The sequence below is a fragment of the Cupriavidus sp. YR651 genome, from assembly GCF_900101625.1.
GTDB lineage: Bacteria > Pseudomonadota > Gammaproteobacteria > Burkholderiales > Burkholderiaceae > Cupriavidus.
Genome location: NZ_FMYZ01000001.1, coordinates 113,239 through 130,255, shown reverse-complemented (window position 1 = coordinate 130,255; position 17,017 = coordinate 113,239). Strand labels below are relative to the sequence as shown.

General features: G+C 66.0%; 15 protein-coding genes. 9 read left to right on the top strand and 6 right to left on the bottom strand.

Going from position 1 to position 17,017, the window contains the following annotated elements; all coding sequences use genetic code 11:
- Positions 1 to 720: an ankyrin repeat domain-containing protein gene (locus BLR29_RS00555; protein WP_369804541.1), complete on the top strand. Its 720-nt coding sequence runs from the start codon at positions 1 to 3 to the stop codon at positions 718 to 720.
- Between the two features lie 101 nt (positions 721 to 821).
- On the opposite strand, the gene BLR29_RS00550 is transcribed toward BLR29_RS00555, so the two are convergent.
- The 3 genes from BLR29_RS00550 to BLR29_RS00540 form a co-directional block, all read right to left on the bottom strand.
- Positions 822 to 1,862 carry a J domain-containing protein gene (locus BLR29_RS00550; protein WP_092133741.1) on the bottom strand — a complete coding sequence of 347 codons (1,041 nt, stop codon included), beginning with the start codon at positions 1,860 to 1,862 and terminating at the stop codon, positions 822 to 824.
- 221 nt (positions 1,863 to 2,083) lie between these two features.
- Positions 2,084 to 3,535, bottom strand: coding sequence for a MocR-like pyridoxine biosynthesis transcription factor PdxR (locus tag BLR29_RS00545; protein WP_092133739.1), 1,452 nt, complete (start codon positions 3,533 to 3,535; stop codon positions 2,084 to 2,086).
- A 245-nt stretch (positions 3,536 to 3,780) separates the two neighbouring features.
- Entirely contained in the window at positions 3,781 to 4,185 is a 405-nt protein-coding gene (locus BLR29_RS00540; RefSeq protein ID WP_092133738.1) for a hemerythrin domain-containing protein, read from the bottom strand.
- A gap of 372 nt (positions 4,186 to 4,557) precedes the next feature.
- Between BLR29_RS00540 and BLR29_RS00535 the strand changes: the two genes are divergently transcribed.
- From BLR29_RS00535 to BLR29_RS00510, 6 genes are all read left to right on the top strand, one after another.
- Positions 4,558 to 6,147 (top strand): cbb3-type cytochrome c oxidase subunit I, encoded by a 1,590-nt coding sequence (locus BLR29_RS00535; RefSeq protein ID WP_092133736.1) that lies wholly within the window; start codon positions 4,558 to 4,560, stop codon positions 6,145 to 6,147.
- A gap of 3 nt (positions 6,148 to 6,150) precedes the next feature.
- Positions 6,151 to 6,753 (top strand): cbb3-type cytochrome c oxidase subunit II, encoded by a 603-nt coding sequence (locus BLR29_RS00530; protein WP_176860846.1) that lies wholly within the window; start codon positions 6,151 to 6,153, stop codon positions 6,751 to 6,753.
- Between the two features lie 21 nt (positions 6,754 to 6,774).
- On the top strand, positions 6,775 to 7,383 hold the full coding sequence (locus BLR29_RS00525) for a c-type cytochrome (RefSeq protein WP_092133734.1): 609 nt from the start codon (positions 6,775 to 6,777) through the stop codon (positions 7,381 to 7,383).
- On the top strand, positions 7,349 to 8,182 hold the full coding sequence (locus BLR29_RS00520; RefSeq protein ID WP_176860845.1) for an SCO family protein: 834 nt from the start codon (positions 7,349 to 7,351) through the stop codon (positions 8,180 to 8,182). The genes BLR29_RS00525 and BLR29_RS00520 overlap by 35 nt, the downstream gene beginning before the upstream one ends.
- Entirely contained in the window at positions 8,179 to 8,865 is a 687-nt protein-coding gene (locus BLR29_RS00515; RefSeq protein WP_092133733.1) for a hypothetical protein, read from the top strand. The genes BLR29_RS00520 and BLR29_RS00515 overlap by 4 nt, the downstream gene beginning before the upstream one ends.
- Positions 8,866 to 8,970: 105 nt before the next feature.
- Positions 8,971 to 10,161, top strand: coding sequence for an HD-GYP domain-containing protein (locus tag BLR29_RS00510; protein WP_092133731.1), 1,191 nt, complete (start codon positions 8,971 to 8,973; stop codon positions 10,159 to 10,161).
- Between the two features lie 84 nt (positions 10,162 to 10,245).
- On the opposite strand, the gene BLR29_RS00505 is transcribed toward BLR29_RS00510, so the two are convergent.
- The gene (locus BLR29_RS00505) at positions 10,246 to 11,139 is read right to left on the bottom strand and encodes a LysR family transcriptional regulator (RefSeq protein WP_092133730.1); all 894 of its coding nucleotides are present in this window, start codon (positions 11,137 to 11,139) and stop codon (positions 10,246 to 10,248) included.
- 112 nt (positions 11,140 to 11,251) lie between these two features.
- Here BLR29_RS00505 and BLR29_RS00500 point away from each other — a divergent pair, with 112 nt between their 5' ends.
- A complete protein-coding gene (locus BLR29_RS00500; protein WP_092133728.1) occupies positions 11,252 to 11,569 on the top strand; it encodes a DMT family transporter in 318 nt (105 codons plus the stop codon).
- A 100-nt stretch (positions 11,570 to 11,669) separates the two neighbouring features.
- Positions 11,670 to 13,001 carry a mechanosensitive ion channel family protein gene (locus BLR29_RS00495; RefSeq protein ID WP_092133727.1) on the top strand — a complete coding sequence of 444 codons (1,332 nt, stop codon included), beginning with the start codon at positions 11,670 to 11,672 and terminating at the stop codon, positions 12,999 to 13,001.
- A 52-nt stretch (positions 13,002 to 13,053) separates the two neighbouring features.
- Here BLR29_RS00495 and purT read toward each other — a convergent pair whose 3' ends face one another.
- Both purT and BLR29_RS00485 read right to left on the bottom strand, forming a co-directional pair.
- A complete protein-coding gene (purT, locus tag BLR29_RS00490; RefSeq protein WP_092133725.1) occupies positions 13,054 to 14,256 on the bottom strand; it encodes a formate-dependent phosphoribosylglycinamide formyltransferase in 1,203 nt (400 codons plus the stop codon).
- Between the two features lie 271 nt (positions 14,257 to 14,527).
- The gene (locus BLR29_RS00485; RefSeq protein WP_092133724.1) at positions 14,528 to 16,711 is read right to left on the bottom strand and encodes a TonB-dependent siderophore receptor; all 2,184 of its coding nucleotides are present in this window, start codon (positions 16,709 to 16,711) and stop codon (positions 14,528 to 14,530) included.
- Positions 16,712 to 17,017: the final 306 nt, after the last annotated feature.

Sequence of the window (17,017 nt, the reverse complement as noted above, 5' to 3'; positions counted from 1 at the left end):
ATGAAGAAAATCCGCGGGGCGGCCGCGGTCGCCTTGCTGGGTGCCGCGTCGCTGGCGTGGGCCGCGCCGGCCGACGACATGCGCAAGGCGGTCGAATTCGACGACGGGAACACCGTGCAGAAGCTGCTGGCGCGTGGCGTGGACCCGAACATCGTCGACAACCGTGGCAATCCGATGCTGGTGGTGGCGCTGCGCGAGAAATCGCTCAAGGCTGCCACGGCGCTGATCAAGGCGAAGAACATCGACTTCGACAAGACCAATCCGGCTGGCGAGAACGCGCTGATGATGGCCAGCCTCCAGGGGGAACTGGATATGGTCAAGCTGATGGTCGATGGCATGGAAGCCGAGATCAACAAGAAGGGCTGGGCGCCGTTGCACTATGCCGCCACCAACGGCCACAACGACGTCGTGAAATATCTGGTGGACCACGCCGCCTACATCGACGCGGAAAGTCCCAATGGGACCACGCCGCTGATGATGGCCGCGCGCGGCGGGCACATCGAGACCGTGAAGCTGTTGCTGGACGAGGGCGCCGACCTGCGTCTCAAGAACCAGCAGGGCATGACGGTGATCGATTTTGCCGACCAATACAACCAGAAGGAAATTGCCGATGGGCTGAAGTCCCGCTGGCAAAAACTCTACGGCGCGGTCCCTCCGCCGGCACCCAGGCCGGAGCCCCCCAAGGCGCCCAACGGCCAGCCACAGCCGAAGCCGTACTGAAGCGGCAAAGTCCGGACGACGACCCTGTCGTACCGGACTTTTTCTTTTGGCGCCCCGGCCAGGCGGCGCAATGAGGCCAGATCCAAGGGGACCCGCGCCGCCTACGGAAATTCGCGCTCGGGGATCGTGACGCTACGCGATTTCCCCGGCACGCTGTAGAGCGTCAGGATGTTGTTGGCGAAGCTCGTGCCGTCGGTTTCGTTGATCTCTTCAATATGGAAGCGCTCCGACCGGAAGATCTCGCCGGTGTCCAGGCTCCGGTATCGGACGTCATAGCTGCCCGGCGCAATGTTCTCCATCGTGAACGACGACCCGCCGCGTACGAAACTGGTGCGCACGGGAACTGGCGTGCCACCGTCGATCGCCACCAGTTTCAGGAAGACGTCTGACTCGCTGCGCGTATTGTCCACAGTCAACGACGACAGCCCATCCGAATTGAGCACCGGGTAGCCCACCAGATAGCCCGACCGGGCCGGCCAGGGCAGCCCGCGCGGCGTTGTGCCGGGGCGTACGTATTTCGCTTCCTGCAAAGGCGTGGACGACGCGGACGACCTGACCACGGGCGCCGCCTGCGCGGGCCTGACGATCTGGGGAGAACGCCGCTCGGTTGCGGATTCGCCCGGGGGAGACCACTCACCCAGCAACACCACGATGGCCGCGCCAATCCCCGCATAGAGCAGGAAGGACCACGACCTGGGCAGTGGCGCACCGGGTTTGCCCGCCGCCGCCCGTCTGGACGCCGACTTGCTCCTGGCCTTTTCATTGCGGGATGGCCTGGCGGTCTCGGGTTGTGGCGACGGCTGGGGCTGCCTGGGCGCGGCGCCCTGGGGCCGCGCCTGGCCGGTTGCGCCGGCACGCGCCGGATGCGATCCGAAATCCGGCCGGGCCGCCTGGGCGCGCCGCCGCCGCTGCTCGGCCTCGATCTTTTCCTGGGTGGAGATCCACTGGTCGTGCTCGGCACGGCGGGCCGGGTCGCTCAGCACGTCATAGGCCACGTTCAGCAGCCGCATGATGCGATTGGCTTCCTCCCCGTCCGCATGTCGGTCAGGGTGATATTTCTGGCTAAGCGATTTGTACGCGGCCCGGATGACTTCCGGGGGCGCGTCGCGGGAAACCTTGAGGTTGTCGTAATGGGTATGCATCAGGCAATCAGGACGCAATAACGGAGGCCGACAACGATTAACGGCAGATTACGAATAACCTCAAGTTTTGATGCGGTCGGGTGGTGTCGTATGCGGCCTATCCAACAGAAAGCCGCGATGACGTGGCGCCGCAACAAATCTCGCCGACTGCCCGATCTGCGGTCCGATCTGGAGCCCGGCTTTCTGGCCTCCGGATTGCCGCGCCTCCCACCGCGGCGCTGTCAGTTCTTTGCCTGCTTGCCGTCAAGCACCACGCTCAGGCGGGTCATGGCCGCTTCGATATCCGCGACGCCAATCCCGCCGTAGCCGAGCAGGATGCCTGGCCGTGGGCGGCTGCCGGCGTACATGCCCGCGATGCCGTAGAGCCCGATCGATGCGGCACCGGCCCGCGCGATAAGCGTGGCTTCATCGTGTGCAGCGTCGCCGTGCGCCTTGACTTCGGCGACGAGGTGGATGCCGGCTGCGGAAGGCAGTGCGGTCAGCCACGGCGAGAGTTCATTCTCCAGATAGCGCAGCAGCACGGCGCGGCGGGCCGCGTATTCCTTGTGCATGCGGCGCAGGTGCTTGGCGAAGTAGCCATCGAGCATGAACTTGGCCAGCGCGGTCTGCGTCATGGTGCAGCTGTGCCAGTCGCCCACCTGCTTGGCCTTGCGGATCCCGGCCGCCAGCGGCGCGGGTGGAATCACATAGCCCACGCGCAGCTCCGGGAAGATCGTCTTGGAGAACGTGCCCACATAGGCCACCACGCCTGCGTTGTCCAGGCTCTTGAGCGACTCCATGGGCCGGCCCTCGAAGCGGAACTCGCCGTCGTAGTCGTCTTCGATCACCAGGGCGCCGTGCCGCTGGGCCCAGTCGAGCAGCGCCAGCCGGCGCTCCAGGCTCATCGGCATGCCCAGCGGGAACTGGTGCGATGGCGTGACGTAGATGATGCGTGCGTCGGCTGGCAGCGCGTCGACCACGATGCCGTCGGCGTCCACCGGCACGTGGACGACTTTTGCACCAAGCGCCGCGAAGATCGTGCGCGCGGGCGGGTAGCCCGGGTCTTCCACGGCCACCACGTCGCCGGGGCGCAGGGTGACGCGCGCCAGCAAGTCCAGGGCCTGCTGGGCGCCCTGGGTCATGATCACGTCTTGCCAGTTGCTGACCACGGCACGGCTGAAGGCCAGGTAGCGCGATACCGCCAACCGCAATTCCTGCTCGCCGGCCGGGTCCCGGTAGGCGCCTCGGCCGCGCGCCTGCACGCGCAGCGCATGGCTGACACAGCGGCGCCACTGGTCGAACGGAAACTGGCTCTTGTCCGTCACGCCGCCGAGGAAGTCGTAGTCAGGCGGCGAGTCGGTGCGCATCATCGGCAGCACGTCGGGCAGGTTGTCCCACAGGGAGTCCGCCCGCTGCAATGCCGCGGCGCGCGGCGGGGCGGGGGCCAGCCGGGTCATTTCCTCGGCCACGAAGGTTCCGTCGCCGGTGCGCGATCGCAGATAGCCTTCGGCGATCAGGCGCTCGAACACATCAAGGGTAGTCTTGCGGGACACGCCAAGCTGGGTGGCCAGTTCGCGCGTGGAGGGCAGGCGCTCTCCCGGCGCCAGCCGCCCGTCGACAACGCCGGCACGCAGCTGGCGATAAATCTGGCCGGCCAGACCCTGGCGGCCGTGAATGGTCAAATGCACGTTCATGGTGATGGGGACGTCTGGTGAGCGGTCTACCCGGCGCTGCGCGACTGGCCACCCGATTCTCGCTCGGGCTGCTTGATTCTACGAACCAGTGGCCATGTACGCCAGTTCGGCTCCCGCGACGTGTTGTCGCGACATATCGCGTATAGCGGCGACATATAGCGGAGAGATATAGCAGGACGTTATGCCGGCCCCGTCATCACCCGGGTGGGGGATGACACGGCGGGCGTCACGCCACGGGGCGCGGCTCAGGCAGAAACGGGGGTGTCGCAGTGCGAACGAAAAGCGGGGTAGAGGCGGATCTCCTCGCGCGTCATGCGGGCGCGCAGCCGGGCGATGGTCCGGCCCAGCGCGCGGGCGAATTCCAGCTTGTCGCCGCCATGGCGATAGTGGTCGAAGAAATCCAGCACCTCGCGCGATATCACATGCATCTCGGCCTCGTAGTCTTCGGCAAGCTTGCGGGTGGCGTCGTGGCGGTGCATCGGCGGATAGAGTTTGTGGTCTTCGCGCGCCAGGTGCGCAAGAACCAGTTGCCGGAGCTGGCCCAGCGTCTTGCGGCCGGCCTCCGTGCTGATGCCCTGATCATGCAGCGCGTCGAGCATGGCGAAGATCTGTTTATGTTCGGCAAGCATGGTGTCGATGAGGGCGGTCATGGGCTGAGATCCTTGTTGTGATCGCGGGTTGGGATCGCGTTGTGCGCGAGTCGTTGTCGTTGAGGGTTGCCCGGGCGGTGCAACCGATTCTATTAAAGTTGCATTTTATTTGCAACTTATAGGCCTGCGTCGAGCAGGGACGTTTCGCACCAGCGGCAGGGTTGTTATCGGCAGCGGCGACAAGGTTCCAAACGCTCGTATGGTGGCTACCCAAAAAACCGGGAAAGTGGCTATGTGCCACGTTCCACCCGATGCGTAATCTGCGCACTGTGGGAAGCCGACGCTGCTTTCCGCCCTTGTCCTGAGCCCCCGTTCCGATCTCGCCCCCGCGCCCCGCGCCATGTCCGTCCGCCCCATGTCTCCAAGCCAGCCATGAATACCGTTGCCATTCTGCTGTCGGCCTTCCTGCTATCCGTGGTCGCGCTCGCGGCGTTTATCTGGAGCATGCAGCGCGGCCTGTTCGATACCTCGCCCGCCGCCGCGCGCGTCATCTTTGGCGACGGGGAGGCGGGGCACCCGGAGGACCCGGCGTCCCGTCACGGCGACCAGGGGATCGATGACCCGTCCCGCGATGCGGCCGACGAGTCGTCGTCGCCCGTGGTGTTCCTGTTCATCTGCTGCGCGATGGTGTGGCTGGTGGTGGCGTCGCTGGCCGGGCTCACTGCCTCCGTCAAGCTGCATGAGCCGGACCTGCTGGCTTCCGTGCCGTGGCTATCGTTCGGCCGCATCCGCACCATGCACCTGAACGCGGTGGCCTACGGCTGGGCGCCGATGGCAGGGCTGGGCATCGCGCTGTTCCTGTTGCCACGCCTGCTCAAGACACCGCTGGTGGGCGCGCGCTGGGCCGTGCTGGGTGCCGCGCTGTGGAACGCCGGCCTGATCGCGGGCATCGGCAGCATCGCGGCCGGTATCTCCGACGGCATGGAATGGCTGGAGATTCCCTGGCAGGTCGACATCCTGTTCGTCGTCGGCGGTGCCTTCGTCGGCGTGCCGCTGGTGCTGACGCTGGTCAACCGCAAGGTGGATCACCTGTACGTGTCGGTCTGGTACATGGGTTGCGCGCTGTTCTGGTTCCCGGTGCTGTTCCTGGTGGCCAATTTCCCGGGGCTGCACTTCGGCGTGGAGCAGGCCACCATGAACTGGTGGTTTGGTCATAACGTGCTGGGGCTGTTCTATACGCCGCTGGCGCTGGCATCGATCTACTACTTCCTGCCCAAGGTCATCGGCCAGCCGGTCAGGTCATACGGGCTGTCGCTGCTGGGATTCTGGGCGCTGGCGTTCTTCTACGGCCAGGTTGGCGGACACCACCTGGTGGGCGGGCCGGTGCCGGGCTGGCTGATTACGCTGTCGATCGTGCAGAGCATGATGATGCTAATCCCGGTGATCGCGTTCTCGATCAATCAGCACCAGACGCTGCGCGGCAACTTCCGCCGCCTGATCGATTCGCCCACACTGCGCTTTGTCACGTTCGGCGGGATGATGTACACGCTGAGCTCGATCCAGGGCTCGTTCGAGGCATTGCGCGCCGTCAACCGCGTCACCCACTTCACCCACTACACGGTGGCGCACGCGCACCTGGGCCTCTACGCGTTCGTCAGCTTTGCGTTCTTTGGCGCCATCTACTTCATCGTCCCGCGCGTGACGGGCCGCGAATGGCCGTACCGCTGGATGATCTATTTCCACTTCTGGCTAGCGGCGGGCGGCATCGGCGTGTACTTCATCGGCCTGAGCATCGGCGGCTGGCTGCAGGGCCTGGACATGCTCGATGCGGCAAAGCCGTTCATGGATTCGGTGACGGTCACCATCCCGTACCTGAAGGCCCGTTCGCTCGGCGGGCTGATGATGCTGACGAGCCATCTCTTTTTTGTTGCCAACTTTGTCTGCGCGATCTTCGGGCTGGGCCCCAACCGCGATCGTCCGGCGTTGTTCCACCAGGGCCGCAAGCGCGCGCAGGGAGTCTGAACCGTGAACAATGAAAGCGCCCTGCTGGCCGGGGGCATGACCATGCTGGCGCTAGCCACCAGCGCCCTGGTCGTGATTCCGTACCTGCAACTGAAGGACGTCAAGCCCACCGAGGGCGTCAAGCCCTACACGGCCGCGCAGTTGCGCGGGCGTGAGGTCTATATCGCCAACGGCTGCATCTACTGCCACTCGCAACAGCCGCGTGACAGCGCGTTCGCACCGGACGACAAGCGCGGCTGGGGCCGGGTGGCCGTGGCCGGCGACTACTACTACGACAATCCGCACCTGCTGGGCACCATGCGCACGGGACCGGACCTGATGAATATCGGCGTGCGCCAGCCAAGCGCCGACTGGCATCTGGGTCACCTGTATCAGCCGCGCGCCTACGTCAGCGCCAGCATCATGCCGAGCTACCCGTACCTGTTCGACGTCAAGGATGCACCAGACCCGGGCGAAAAGGCCGTGGCGCTGCCGCCCGGCTACGCGCCGCCGGGCAAGGTGGTGGTTCCCACGGCGGCCGCGCTGGACCTGGTGGCTTACCTGCAGTCGCTGAACCGCACCGGCGCCGTGCTGCCGGCGCCGGAAGGCGCCACGACCACCAAATAAGCGCATCCGGAGAGAACAGAGATGGAAAATCCATCGGAAAAACGCCAGGCCGCCGCTGCGCGTGCGCGCGAAAATCCGGACCCGCACGAAAACCGGACGCCCATGCCGAAGGTCGTGCTGGGCCTGGTCGTGGCGCTGGTGGCCTGGGGCGCCTGGTATATCGTCAGCGCGCCGATCAACGAGCCATCGGCGCTGGGTGATCGGCGCACCATGGCAGACCTGCGAGGCAAGCCCCAGGCGGCCGGCGGCGCCGTGGACGGGGCTGCCGTATTCCAGGGGCGTTGCGTGGCATGCCACCAGGCCACGGGGCAGGGTTTGCCGGGAGTGTTTCCGCCGCTGGCCGGGTCGGAATGGGTCACTGGCAAGGATGCGAAGCTGGCGAGCATCGTCTTGCGCGGCGTCACCGGCAAGCTGACCGTGAAGGGCACGGCCTACAACGGCGCCATGCCGGCCTTCGCTGACCAGTTGAGCGATGCCGAGATCGCCGCGGTGCTGACCCACGTTCGCAGCCAGTGGGGCAACACTGCGCCCGCCGTGACGGCCGAAACCGTTGCCGCGGCACGGGCCGAGACTGCCGCGATGAAGGCGCCATTCGATGGCGACGTGGCGCTCGGCAGCCCGGGTGGCTAGCCAGGGGCTGACGGCACGACATACCGGCCGGCGCGCCCGCCATGGGCCCTGGCCGGTGGTGGTCCTGTTGCTTGCGCTGGCGCTTGGCGGCGCGGCGATCTGGCAGCTGACATACGGCCTCACATCCTGGACGCTCGACCAACGCCGCGAGGTACGCATCGCCGCCGGTGGGTTGCAACTGCCGGCCATCGACGTGCGCAACCAGCATGGCGAGCCGCTGCGGTTGTTCGCCGATCCGGGGGCCGCGTCCGCGCCCGCGATCTACATCGTCGATTTCATCTACACGCGCTGCCTGACCGTGTGCCGCGCGCTGGGCGCCGAGTTCACGCAACTGGCGCACCAGATCGATGCGGACGGCATGGCCGGCCGGATCGGGCTGTTATCGATGTCGTTCGACCCCCGCGACGCGACCGCCGACCTGGCCGGCTACGCGCGTGAGCATCAGGCTCGCCTGCCGGGCTGGCAGGTGGTCGGCGCGGTCTCGATGGCGTCCATGCAGACGCTGCTGCGCAACGCGGACATCATCGCCATTCCGGACGGCCTCGGCGGCTTCGAACACAACGGCGGCCTGCATGTGGTGGACGCCAGCGGCCACGTGCTCGCGGTCTATCCGCTGGCCGACTTCCGCGCCGCCTACGCATTCGCCCGCAAGCGCGCGGGCACTGGCGCAACGGCAGCGACTGTGACAACCACAGCAACCGGCGCCACTTCCGCAACATCCGCATCAATCGCATCAATCGCATCAATCGCAGCAATCGCAGCACCCGGCGCCACCGCGGCAACCGGAGCCACCAGATGAGTGCGGCCCGCCTGTTCACGCGCCGGCCCGCCGCGTCGCGACCGACCGACCCGACCGTCGGCAGGCTGGCCGCACTGGCGGTGCTGGCCATGCTGGCGGTTGTCGCACTTGTCCCGCCGTTGCGCGAATGGCTCGAAGTCTCAATGGCGCGCCAGATGCTGGTGCTGCTGCCGTGGGTCTTTGCTGCCGGTTGCCTCTCGCAGCGGCTCCTGTCCCTGCGTGGACGAGGGCGACTGGCCCGAGCCTCGCGCCCCTACGCGCTGACGCTGCTGGTGGTGGCTACCGTGGCCTATGGCGCCTGGATGCTGCCGATCGCGCTCGACCTGTCGCGGCTTTCCCCGTGGATCAATGTTGCCAAATACATCACCGTGCTGTTGGCCGGCTTGTCAACCGGCGTGGCGTTGCGGGTCAGCGCCTGGCCAATAGTGTTGTTCTTCGGAGGCAACGTGGTCTGGATGGGGCTGACCTTCGGTATGCTCTTCGTCGATGCGGAATCGCGCCTGTGCGCGAGCTACCTGATCGATGACCAGCGCATGGCGGGGGTCGGCCTGATGGTATACGCGATGGCGCTGGGCGTCTGGCTGCTGGTTTGGGCGGCCCGCCGGGCGGATCGCGCGGATTCCGCTAAAGAATCGGCCGCGACTGCCGTTAACGCGGGCGAAATGGGGTCGCAAGAACAATAGCGGGAGTCACGGTCAACGATGCCGGGCTCCACGACAAGGGGCCTGAAGAGCCCTGAAATATCCGGGACGGCGAAGCGAATTCGCGCCCAATTGATAGGGGCAAGCATGCTGAGAAGAATCAAAGCGGAGCAGCTGCAGGTGGGCATGTTCGTGGCCAGGCTTGGCGGACCCTGGATGAACCACCCGTTCTGGCGTTCGCGCTTCCTCGTGACCAGCGACGAGCAGGTCGAGCAGATCCAGGCAGCCAACGTCCAGGACGTCTGGATCGATATCCTCAAGGGACGGAATCTGCCGACGCCGGCGACGCCGGACGCGATGGAAGACGAAATCGAAACCGAGGAGGAGCCGGAGTCGAATTTCGAGGACGAACTCGAGCGGGCGCGCGAGCTGATCAAGACCGGCAGGTCCCTGATCGGCAACATGTTTGGCGACGTACGGATGGGGCGTGCGCTGGAGACCAACGGCGCGCTGCTGCTGGTCGATTCCGCGTCCACGTCGCTGTCGCGCCATTCGCAGGCGCTGCTGGCGATGGCCCGGCTCAAGGAGAAGGATGACTACACCTATCTCCATTCGTTTTCCGTCTGCGCGCTGATGATCGCGGTGGGCCGCACGTTGAAGCTGCCCGATGGCGAAGTCCGCGAACTGGGGCTGGCCGGGCTGGTGCACGATATCGGCAAGCTCACGCTGCCCGATTCGATCCTGCTGAAGGCCAGCGACCTCTCGCCGGCCGAGGAAGAACAGATGCGCCGCCACCCGTCCGCTGGCTATCGCATCCTGAACGAGGCACGCCTGTACACGAACATACCGCTGGATGTCTGCGTGCACCATCATGAGCGCGTGGACGGACGTGGCTACCCGTTCGGGCTGGTCGAGCACGAGATCAGCGTGCATGCCAAGATCGCGGCCATCTGCGATACCTACGATTCGCTGACGTCGCCACGGCCCAATCATCAGGCGTGGTCCCCGGCGCGGGCGGTGGAGTACATCGCCGTACGCGTGGATACGCTCTTCGATCGCCGCGTCTTCAAGGCTTTCACACGCACGGTCGGGATCTATCCGCTCGGCACCGTGCTGCGGCTGCGCTCCAACCGGCTGGCGGTGGTCTGCGGCCAGAACGACGACGAGCCGCTGCGCCCGCGCGTGATGACGTTCTACTCGGTCGCCGCGTCCACGGCGCTGCCGCCGCAGCTTATCGACTTGTCGCACAGCGAGGATACGGTGGTGGCGTTCGAGGATGCCAGGCAGTGGGGCTACAGCGACGAACAGCTCATGGCAATGTACGCGCCCCACGGCTGATCCGGTCGGTCGCCGCAGTCAGTCGTCGCGGTCAGTCGGTCCGCCCCGGTTGGCCTGCTGAATTGGCCCGCTGAATTGGCAGGGTCAGTCGGCAAGCACCCAGGGCGACTGCCGCAGCGCCTCCATCACAAAATCGTTGAGGGCCCGGACCCGCCCGCTGTGGCGCAGGTCCGGGTGCGTCAGCAGCCAGACCGGCGTGTCGAGCGCCGGATCGGGTTCCGCCAGCCGGACCAGCGAGTCGTCCGCGTCGCCCAGCATGCAAAGCAGCATGCCGGCCCCCATCCCGTAGCGAACCGCCTGCGCCATCGCGACCAGGCTGTCGGCGCGCACCGCACAGCGGTCCGCGGGCACATTGGCGATGGCCCAGCGTGCCTGCGCGAGGTGCGACAGGCTTTCGTCGGGAACCACCCAGGCATGGCCGGGCCAGTGAGCCTCCGGCGGGGCATCCATCCGCTCCAGGTACGCACGCGCGGCATAGGGCGCGGTCTGCAGCCGGCCCGCGCGCCGGCCCACCAGGTGCTCCGGCGGCTCGGCAGCGGGGCGGATCGCCACGTCGGCCTCGCGCCGGGTCAGGCTCAGGAACGAGTTGTTGATGACCACCTGAAGCTCGATGCGCGGGTGGCGCAGGCGGAAATTCGCCAGCACCGGCATCAGCAGGCCATAGGCGAGGGTGTCCGTCGTGGTCACGCGCAGCGGGCCGCTCAGTTCCGCGTCGCGTCCCGCCAGCTGGCGCTGCGCGGCCTCGATCAGTTCGCCGACGCCATCGAGTTGCCCGGCCAGCAACTCGCCGGCCGGCGTCATCGCGTAGCCGGCGAGGTCGCGCGCAAACAGCCGCGTGCCGAGGTCATCCTCGAGCTTGTTCAGCCGCCGCAGCACCGTGGAGTGATTGACCTGCAGCGCCCGCGCGGCCGCCGCCAGCGATCCGCCGCGGCTGACGGCAAGAAATACCTTCAGGTCGTCCCAGTCAGGTTCATGCATTTTTGCATTGCCTTTCCGCAGAAACGGTGAATGGATATGCCAATGTGCGGAGCCTACATTGTCGGCAAGGCGCGCGCAAACGCGACGCCGTCCCACTCGCAAGGAACTGCATATGGCATGGACACTGCTGATCATCGCCGGTCTGATCGAAATCGTGATGGCCCTGGCTCTCAAATTCACCGACGGCTGGACGCGGCCCGGGCCGACCGCGCTGGGCATCGGCGCCGCGCTGGCCAGCATCTTTCTGTTGAGCAGCGCGCTGCGGCACCTGCCGGTGGGCACCGCCTACGCGGTCTGGACAGGCATCGGGGCGATCGGCGTGACGCTGGCGGGCATCGTCTTTCTGGGCGAGTCCGCCTCGCCGCTGCGGTTGATGCTGATTGCGCTGATCTTCGCCGGGATCGGCGGCCTGAAGCTGCTGCCTGCATGAGACGTATCTGAAAGTGCGCGGATCGTCTGGGCGCAGGGGGGGGAATCATGGCGGGCGGCTAGTACACTTGGCGTCTGTCCGCTGAGGAAACGCCTGACCGATGAATTTCGATGATCTGCTGGATCTGTTCCAGCAACGCATTCCTGCCCATCCGTGGGCGCAGATTTCGCTCTACGTGCTGGCGCTGGTGGTCATCGCGGCCATCGCGCAATGGCTGGTGGCGCGCGTGGTCGGCCGGATCGTGTATCGGGTGCTGAGCCTGTCAGGCAACCGGACCTGGGCCGCCGCGCTGATGCGCCACCGGATCTACCGCCGGCTGGGCTATGCGATCTTCCTGGCCGTGATCACGCTGGGCATCAGCGAAGTGCCCAACCTCGGACATTTTTCGCAGGGGATCGAGCGGCTGGCGCATTCGGGTACGTGGATCAGTGTCTTCCTGATGCTGTCCGGGTTGCTGGGCGCGTGGCAGACCGTGTTTTCCGGCAGCCGGCGCGCGCAGACGCGGTCGATCAAGGGGTATGTCCAGGTGGCGCAACTGGCGCTCTGGCTGATCTGCGGCGTGCTGGTGCTGTCGATCCTGATCGACCGCTCGCCGCTGTGGATGCTCTCCGGCATCGGTGCGCTGTCCGCGGTGGTGCTGCTCGTGTTCAAGGACACGCTGCTGTCGCTGGTGGCCAGCACGCAGCTGACCTCCAACGACATGTTACGTATCGGCGACTGGATCGAGATGCCGCAGTCCAACGCCGACGGCTATGTGGTGGATATCGCGCTGCACACGGTCAAGGTCAAGAACTGGGACAACACCGTGACCACGGTGCCGACCTACAAGCTCTTTTCGGAGAGCTACCGCAACTACCGGCACATGTTCGAGTCGGGCGCGCGGCGCATCAAGCGGACGCTGCGGATCGACGCCACCAGCGTGCGGTTCCTGGAGGACGACGAGATCCACGCGCTGATGCGCTTCCGGCTGCTGCACGACTACCTGGAGATCAAGCAGGCGCAGGTGGAGCAGGCCAACCGCAGCCTGGCGGAATCGGAGAACGACCGCGTCAACCGCCGGCGCCTGACCAACGTGGGAACGTTCCGCGCGTACGGCATCGCGTACCTGCGCGCGCATCCGGAGATCCACCACGACTTGCTGCTGAACCTGCGCATGATGGAGCCGGATTCGCAGGGCATTCCCATCGAGGTCTATTGCTTCACCACGCTGACCGGGTGGACGGACTACGAGCGGATCCAGGGCGATATCTTCGACCACCTGCTGGCGATCCTGCCGGAGCTTGGGCTGAGGCTCTACCAGTCGCCGTCGGGGGCGGACCTGAGCGGCTTGCGGGCGAATCCGGTGCTGGGTGGCCAGCACGCCGCGATGGCGGTGGCGGCGGCCGACGCCGGCATGGAGCGCGCGCCCGGCAACGAAAACCGGGCCGCATAGCGGCCCGGGATGTCGACTACCGGCGGCCACACAGCTCCGCCGGCTCGGCCTCTCAGGCCTTGCGCGGCTTGACGCGACCGGCGGCGTCCTTGGCGCGCTCGCGGGCCGTGTTCACGTCTTCGGCGTAGGCCAGAGCCACGCCCATGCGGCGCTTGGCGAAGGACTCGGGCTTGCCGAACAGGCGCAGTTCGGTCTGGGGCACGCGCAGCGCTTCATCCACGCCGTCGAACACGATGCCCTCGGCATCCACGCCGCCATAGATCACGGCGCTCGCGCCGGGGCTCTTCAGCGCCGTGCTGACCGGCAGACCCAGGATGGCGCGGGCATGCAGCTCGAATTCGTTTTGCCACTGCGTGATCATCGTCACCATGCCGGTGTCGTGCGGACGCGGGCTGACTTCGCTGAACCAGACCTGTTCGCCCTTGACGAACAACTCCACGCCAAACAAGCCCTGACCGCCCAGGTCCGCCGTCACCGCGCGGGCGATATGCTGCGCCGTCTCCAGTGCCTTCGGGTGCATCGGGTGGGGCTGCCAGCTTTCCACGTAGTCGCCGCTGACCTGCACGTGGCCGATCGGCTCGCAGAAATGCGTTTCCACCTGGCCCTTGTCGCCGACGGCGCGCACCGTCAGCAGCGTGATCTCGTAGTCGAAATCAATGAAACCTTCCACGATCACGCGGCCGTGGCTCACGCGGCCACCAGCCATTGCATAGTCCCAGGCGGCCTTGACGCCTTCCGGGCCGTCGATCTTGCTCTGACCCTTGCCCGAGCTGCTCATCACCGGCTTCACCACGCACGGATAGCCGATGCCGCCGTCGATGGCGGCCTGCAACTCTTCCAGCGAGTCGCAGAACTTGTACGGGCTGGTGGGCAGGCCGAGCGTCTCGGCGGCCAGGCGGCGGATGCCCTCGCGGTCCATGGTCAGGCGCGCCGCACGGGCGGTCGGGATCACGCGGACCACGCCGGCGGCTTCCAGCGCTTCCAGGGTGGGTGTGGCAATGGCCTCGATCTCGGGCACGACCAGATCGGGGCGCTCGGCCTCGATCAGCGCCTTCAGTTGGTCGCCATCGCTCATCGTGATGGTGCGGGCATGGTGGGCCACCTGCTGGCCCGGTGCATTCTCGTAGCGGTCTACCGCGATGGTTTCCACGCCCAGGCGCTGCAACGCGATCAGCACTTCCTTGCCGAGCTCGCCGGAGCCCAGCAGCATGACTTTGGTGGCGGAGGGGGAGAGGGGCGTTCCAAGGGTGGTCATGGCGGGGCGGCTCGGGAAATAAGGACGGATAAAGACCGGGATTGTATACGCGGCGGATGGGCAGCGGAAAGACGATGGGCGATGGAGGTGTGGGGGTCCCCCAGCCCAAGAGGTTGTTTCAAAATGAAGCGAAGCGGTCCTGGCTAGGCGTGCGGCCGCAGACAGTACAAGTGGTACGGCAAGGCCGCGCAACGACGCCAGGATCTTTTTGAAGCAACCTCTAAAGCAGAACGCCCCGCCGGGCGGGCGGGGCGTCTCGTAGTGCGTCAGATCAGTACGAGATCTTTGCGCTGAGGCTGATTGCGCGCGGATCGGCCGGCTGCACGTAGTCGGCGTACTGGAAGCCCCAGTACCGCTTGTTGGTCAGGTTGGTCAACGCGGCACGCAGCGTCAGGTCCTTGCCGCCCACACGGGTGTTGTAGGTGGCACCCAGATTGAAGACCGTGTAGCCGCCCAGCGTCACGTCGCCGGCCGGACGCAGCTTGGTGGTGCTGGTGTACTTGCCATCGACGCCCACGCGCAGGCCCGGCACGAACGGGACGCGGTAGCCCAGGCTACCCGCCAGCACGAAGTTCGGCGCGCCGGCCACGCGGTTGCCGTTGTTGGCGGCGCCGCGCGCATACCAGCTGTCGAGGTACATGGCACTGCCGGTCAGGTCGAACTGACCCAGGCGTGCGTAGCTGTCCAGTTCGATACCCTGGTAGATCTCCAGGCCGTCCTGCGCAAAGAAGCCGTTGGACGCGTACTGCGCACCGCGCTCCACGCGGAACAGCGCGGCCGTGCCGGTCCACTTGCCCTGGTCGGTCTTGGCGCCGATCTCATACTGCTTGCTGCGGATCGGGTTCAGTTGCTGGCCAAAGTTGGAGTAGGCCGGATTGGTGACCTGCTGGCCAGGTTCCAGCGATTCCACGTAGCTCGCGTAGAGCGTGGTGGACGGCATCGGCTTGAACATGACCGCGATGGTCGGCGACAGCACGCCGTTCTTGCTGTATGTGCTGGTCGTGGTGCCGCTGCGGTCGTAGTTGTTCTGCTCGAAGTTGGTGTAGCGCAGGCCGCCCAGCACCGACCACTTCTCGGTGAGCTGCACGGTATCGGACAGGAATACCGCCTTCTGCGAGATGTCGCTCGCACGGTATTCGCTCATGCCGCCCTGCGAGTAGTAGACGCCCGTGTACGGCAGCGCCAGGTTGCCGGTGCCCAGCTGGAAGTACTTGTCCGTGCCGATGCTGTAGCGGTCGATCTGTTGCTGCCAGCTCACGCCACCGACCAGCTGGTGCGAAAACGGACCGGTGCGGAATTTGCCCTCGACCATCGTCGTCCACTGGCTGAACTGGTGCGCCTGGGTGCCGTCGTAGCGGAAGTCGTCGTAGTTGCCGAGGCTGTCGGTCAGGACCAGCGACGTCTCGTTCCGGCTACGGGACACCTTGCTGAAGCTGTAGTTGGTGCTGACGGTCCAGTCCGGGTTGAGGTTGTAGCGCAGGCCCGTGCTGTACAGCTGCAGATTGTTGAACATGTGCTGGTCCGGACCGGCATACAGCCCGCCGCGGCCGCTGACCACGCCGGGCAACTGCTGGCCGGCGGGCAGCGAATAGGTGGCGAACGTCGGCGTCTGCCCGTAGTTGCGGCGATCCGTATAGAGGCCGTCGAAGGTCCAGGTCAGGTCCCGCGTGATGCGGGCATCCAGGCTCAGCGATACCGAATCGCGGTTCATGCCCACCGCGTTGGACGGCTTGCCTTCTTCATGCGTCACGTTCAGGCGATAGCCGAACATCTTGTCCGGACCGGCACGGCCGCCGATATCGATGTGCTCGCTCCACACGTGGGCGCTGCGATAACCCAGTTCCAGGCTGGCCGTGAACTGCTCGGTCGGCTTCTTGGTCACGTAGTTGATGGCGCCGCCGGGCGTGGCAAAGCCATACATGAACGCCGTGGAACCTTTGAGCAGTTCCACTTGCTCCAGCTGCTCGTAGGGCAGGGTGATGCCATAGCCGACATACGGCATGCCATTGACCCGGAAGGCGTTTTGCCAGTCCAGCTGCATGCCGCGCACGGTCAGGTAGGCCGACCAGCTGTTGTTGGCATTGCTGTTGTCCGATACCGATGCATCCAGCGCGAACACGTCGCCAAGCTTGGTGACGGCGCGGTCGGCAAGCTGCTCGCCGCTGACGATCGTCGTCGAGAACGGCGTGTCCAGCTGCGAGCGCGATCCCAGCGCGCCACTGCTGACGCGTTTTTCCAGCTGCTGTCCCTGATCGTCCGGCGTGACGGCGGCACTGACGGTGACCGCCGGCAGGGCCTGCTCGGTGGGCGTCGCGGGTGCGGTCGCCGTCTGCGCGAAGGCCGCGCCGCACAGCGGGAAGCCGGTCAGGACGGCCATGCGGGCAAGGGCGGCAAGAGGGCGGATACGCGAGGGCGCGTGTTGCCGGCGCGCAGCGGTGGACAAGCTGGAAGTCATTTTCTTGTTGGCTCGAGGATGAAAATGTTAACGTTAATGCGAATAATTCGCGTTAACGTTCAAGAAGCCGAATAATGCCCACCCAGCCTTGGAGCCGTCAAGGAAAACCCCGAGAAATTGTGGCGTTTTTGCGATTGCGGGCGGCTTCGCCGCGCTTTATGACGCCATTTCACACAATTTGGTGTGATGTCCGTCGACGGATATGCGGGCAACATCAGGCAGGCGATGGCGGACGGGAGGCCGGGATTTCCCCGAATCGAAGCGGCCCAAGCGGCACTTCAGGCCGTGGCGGATCGCGCGGCGTCG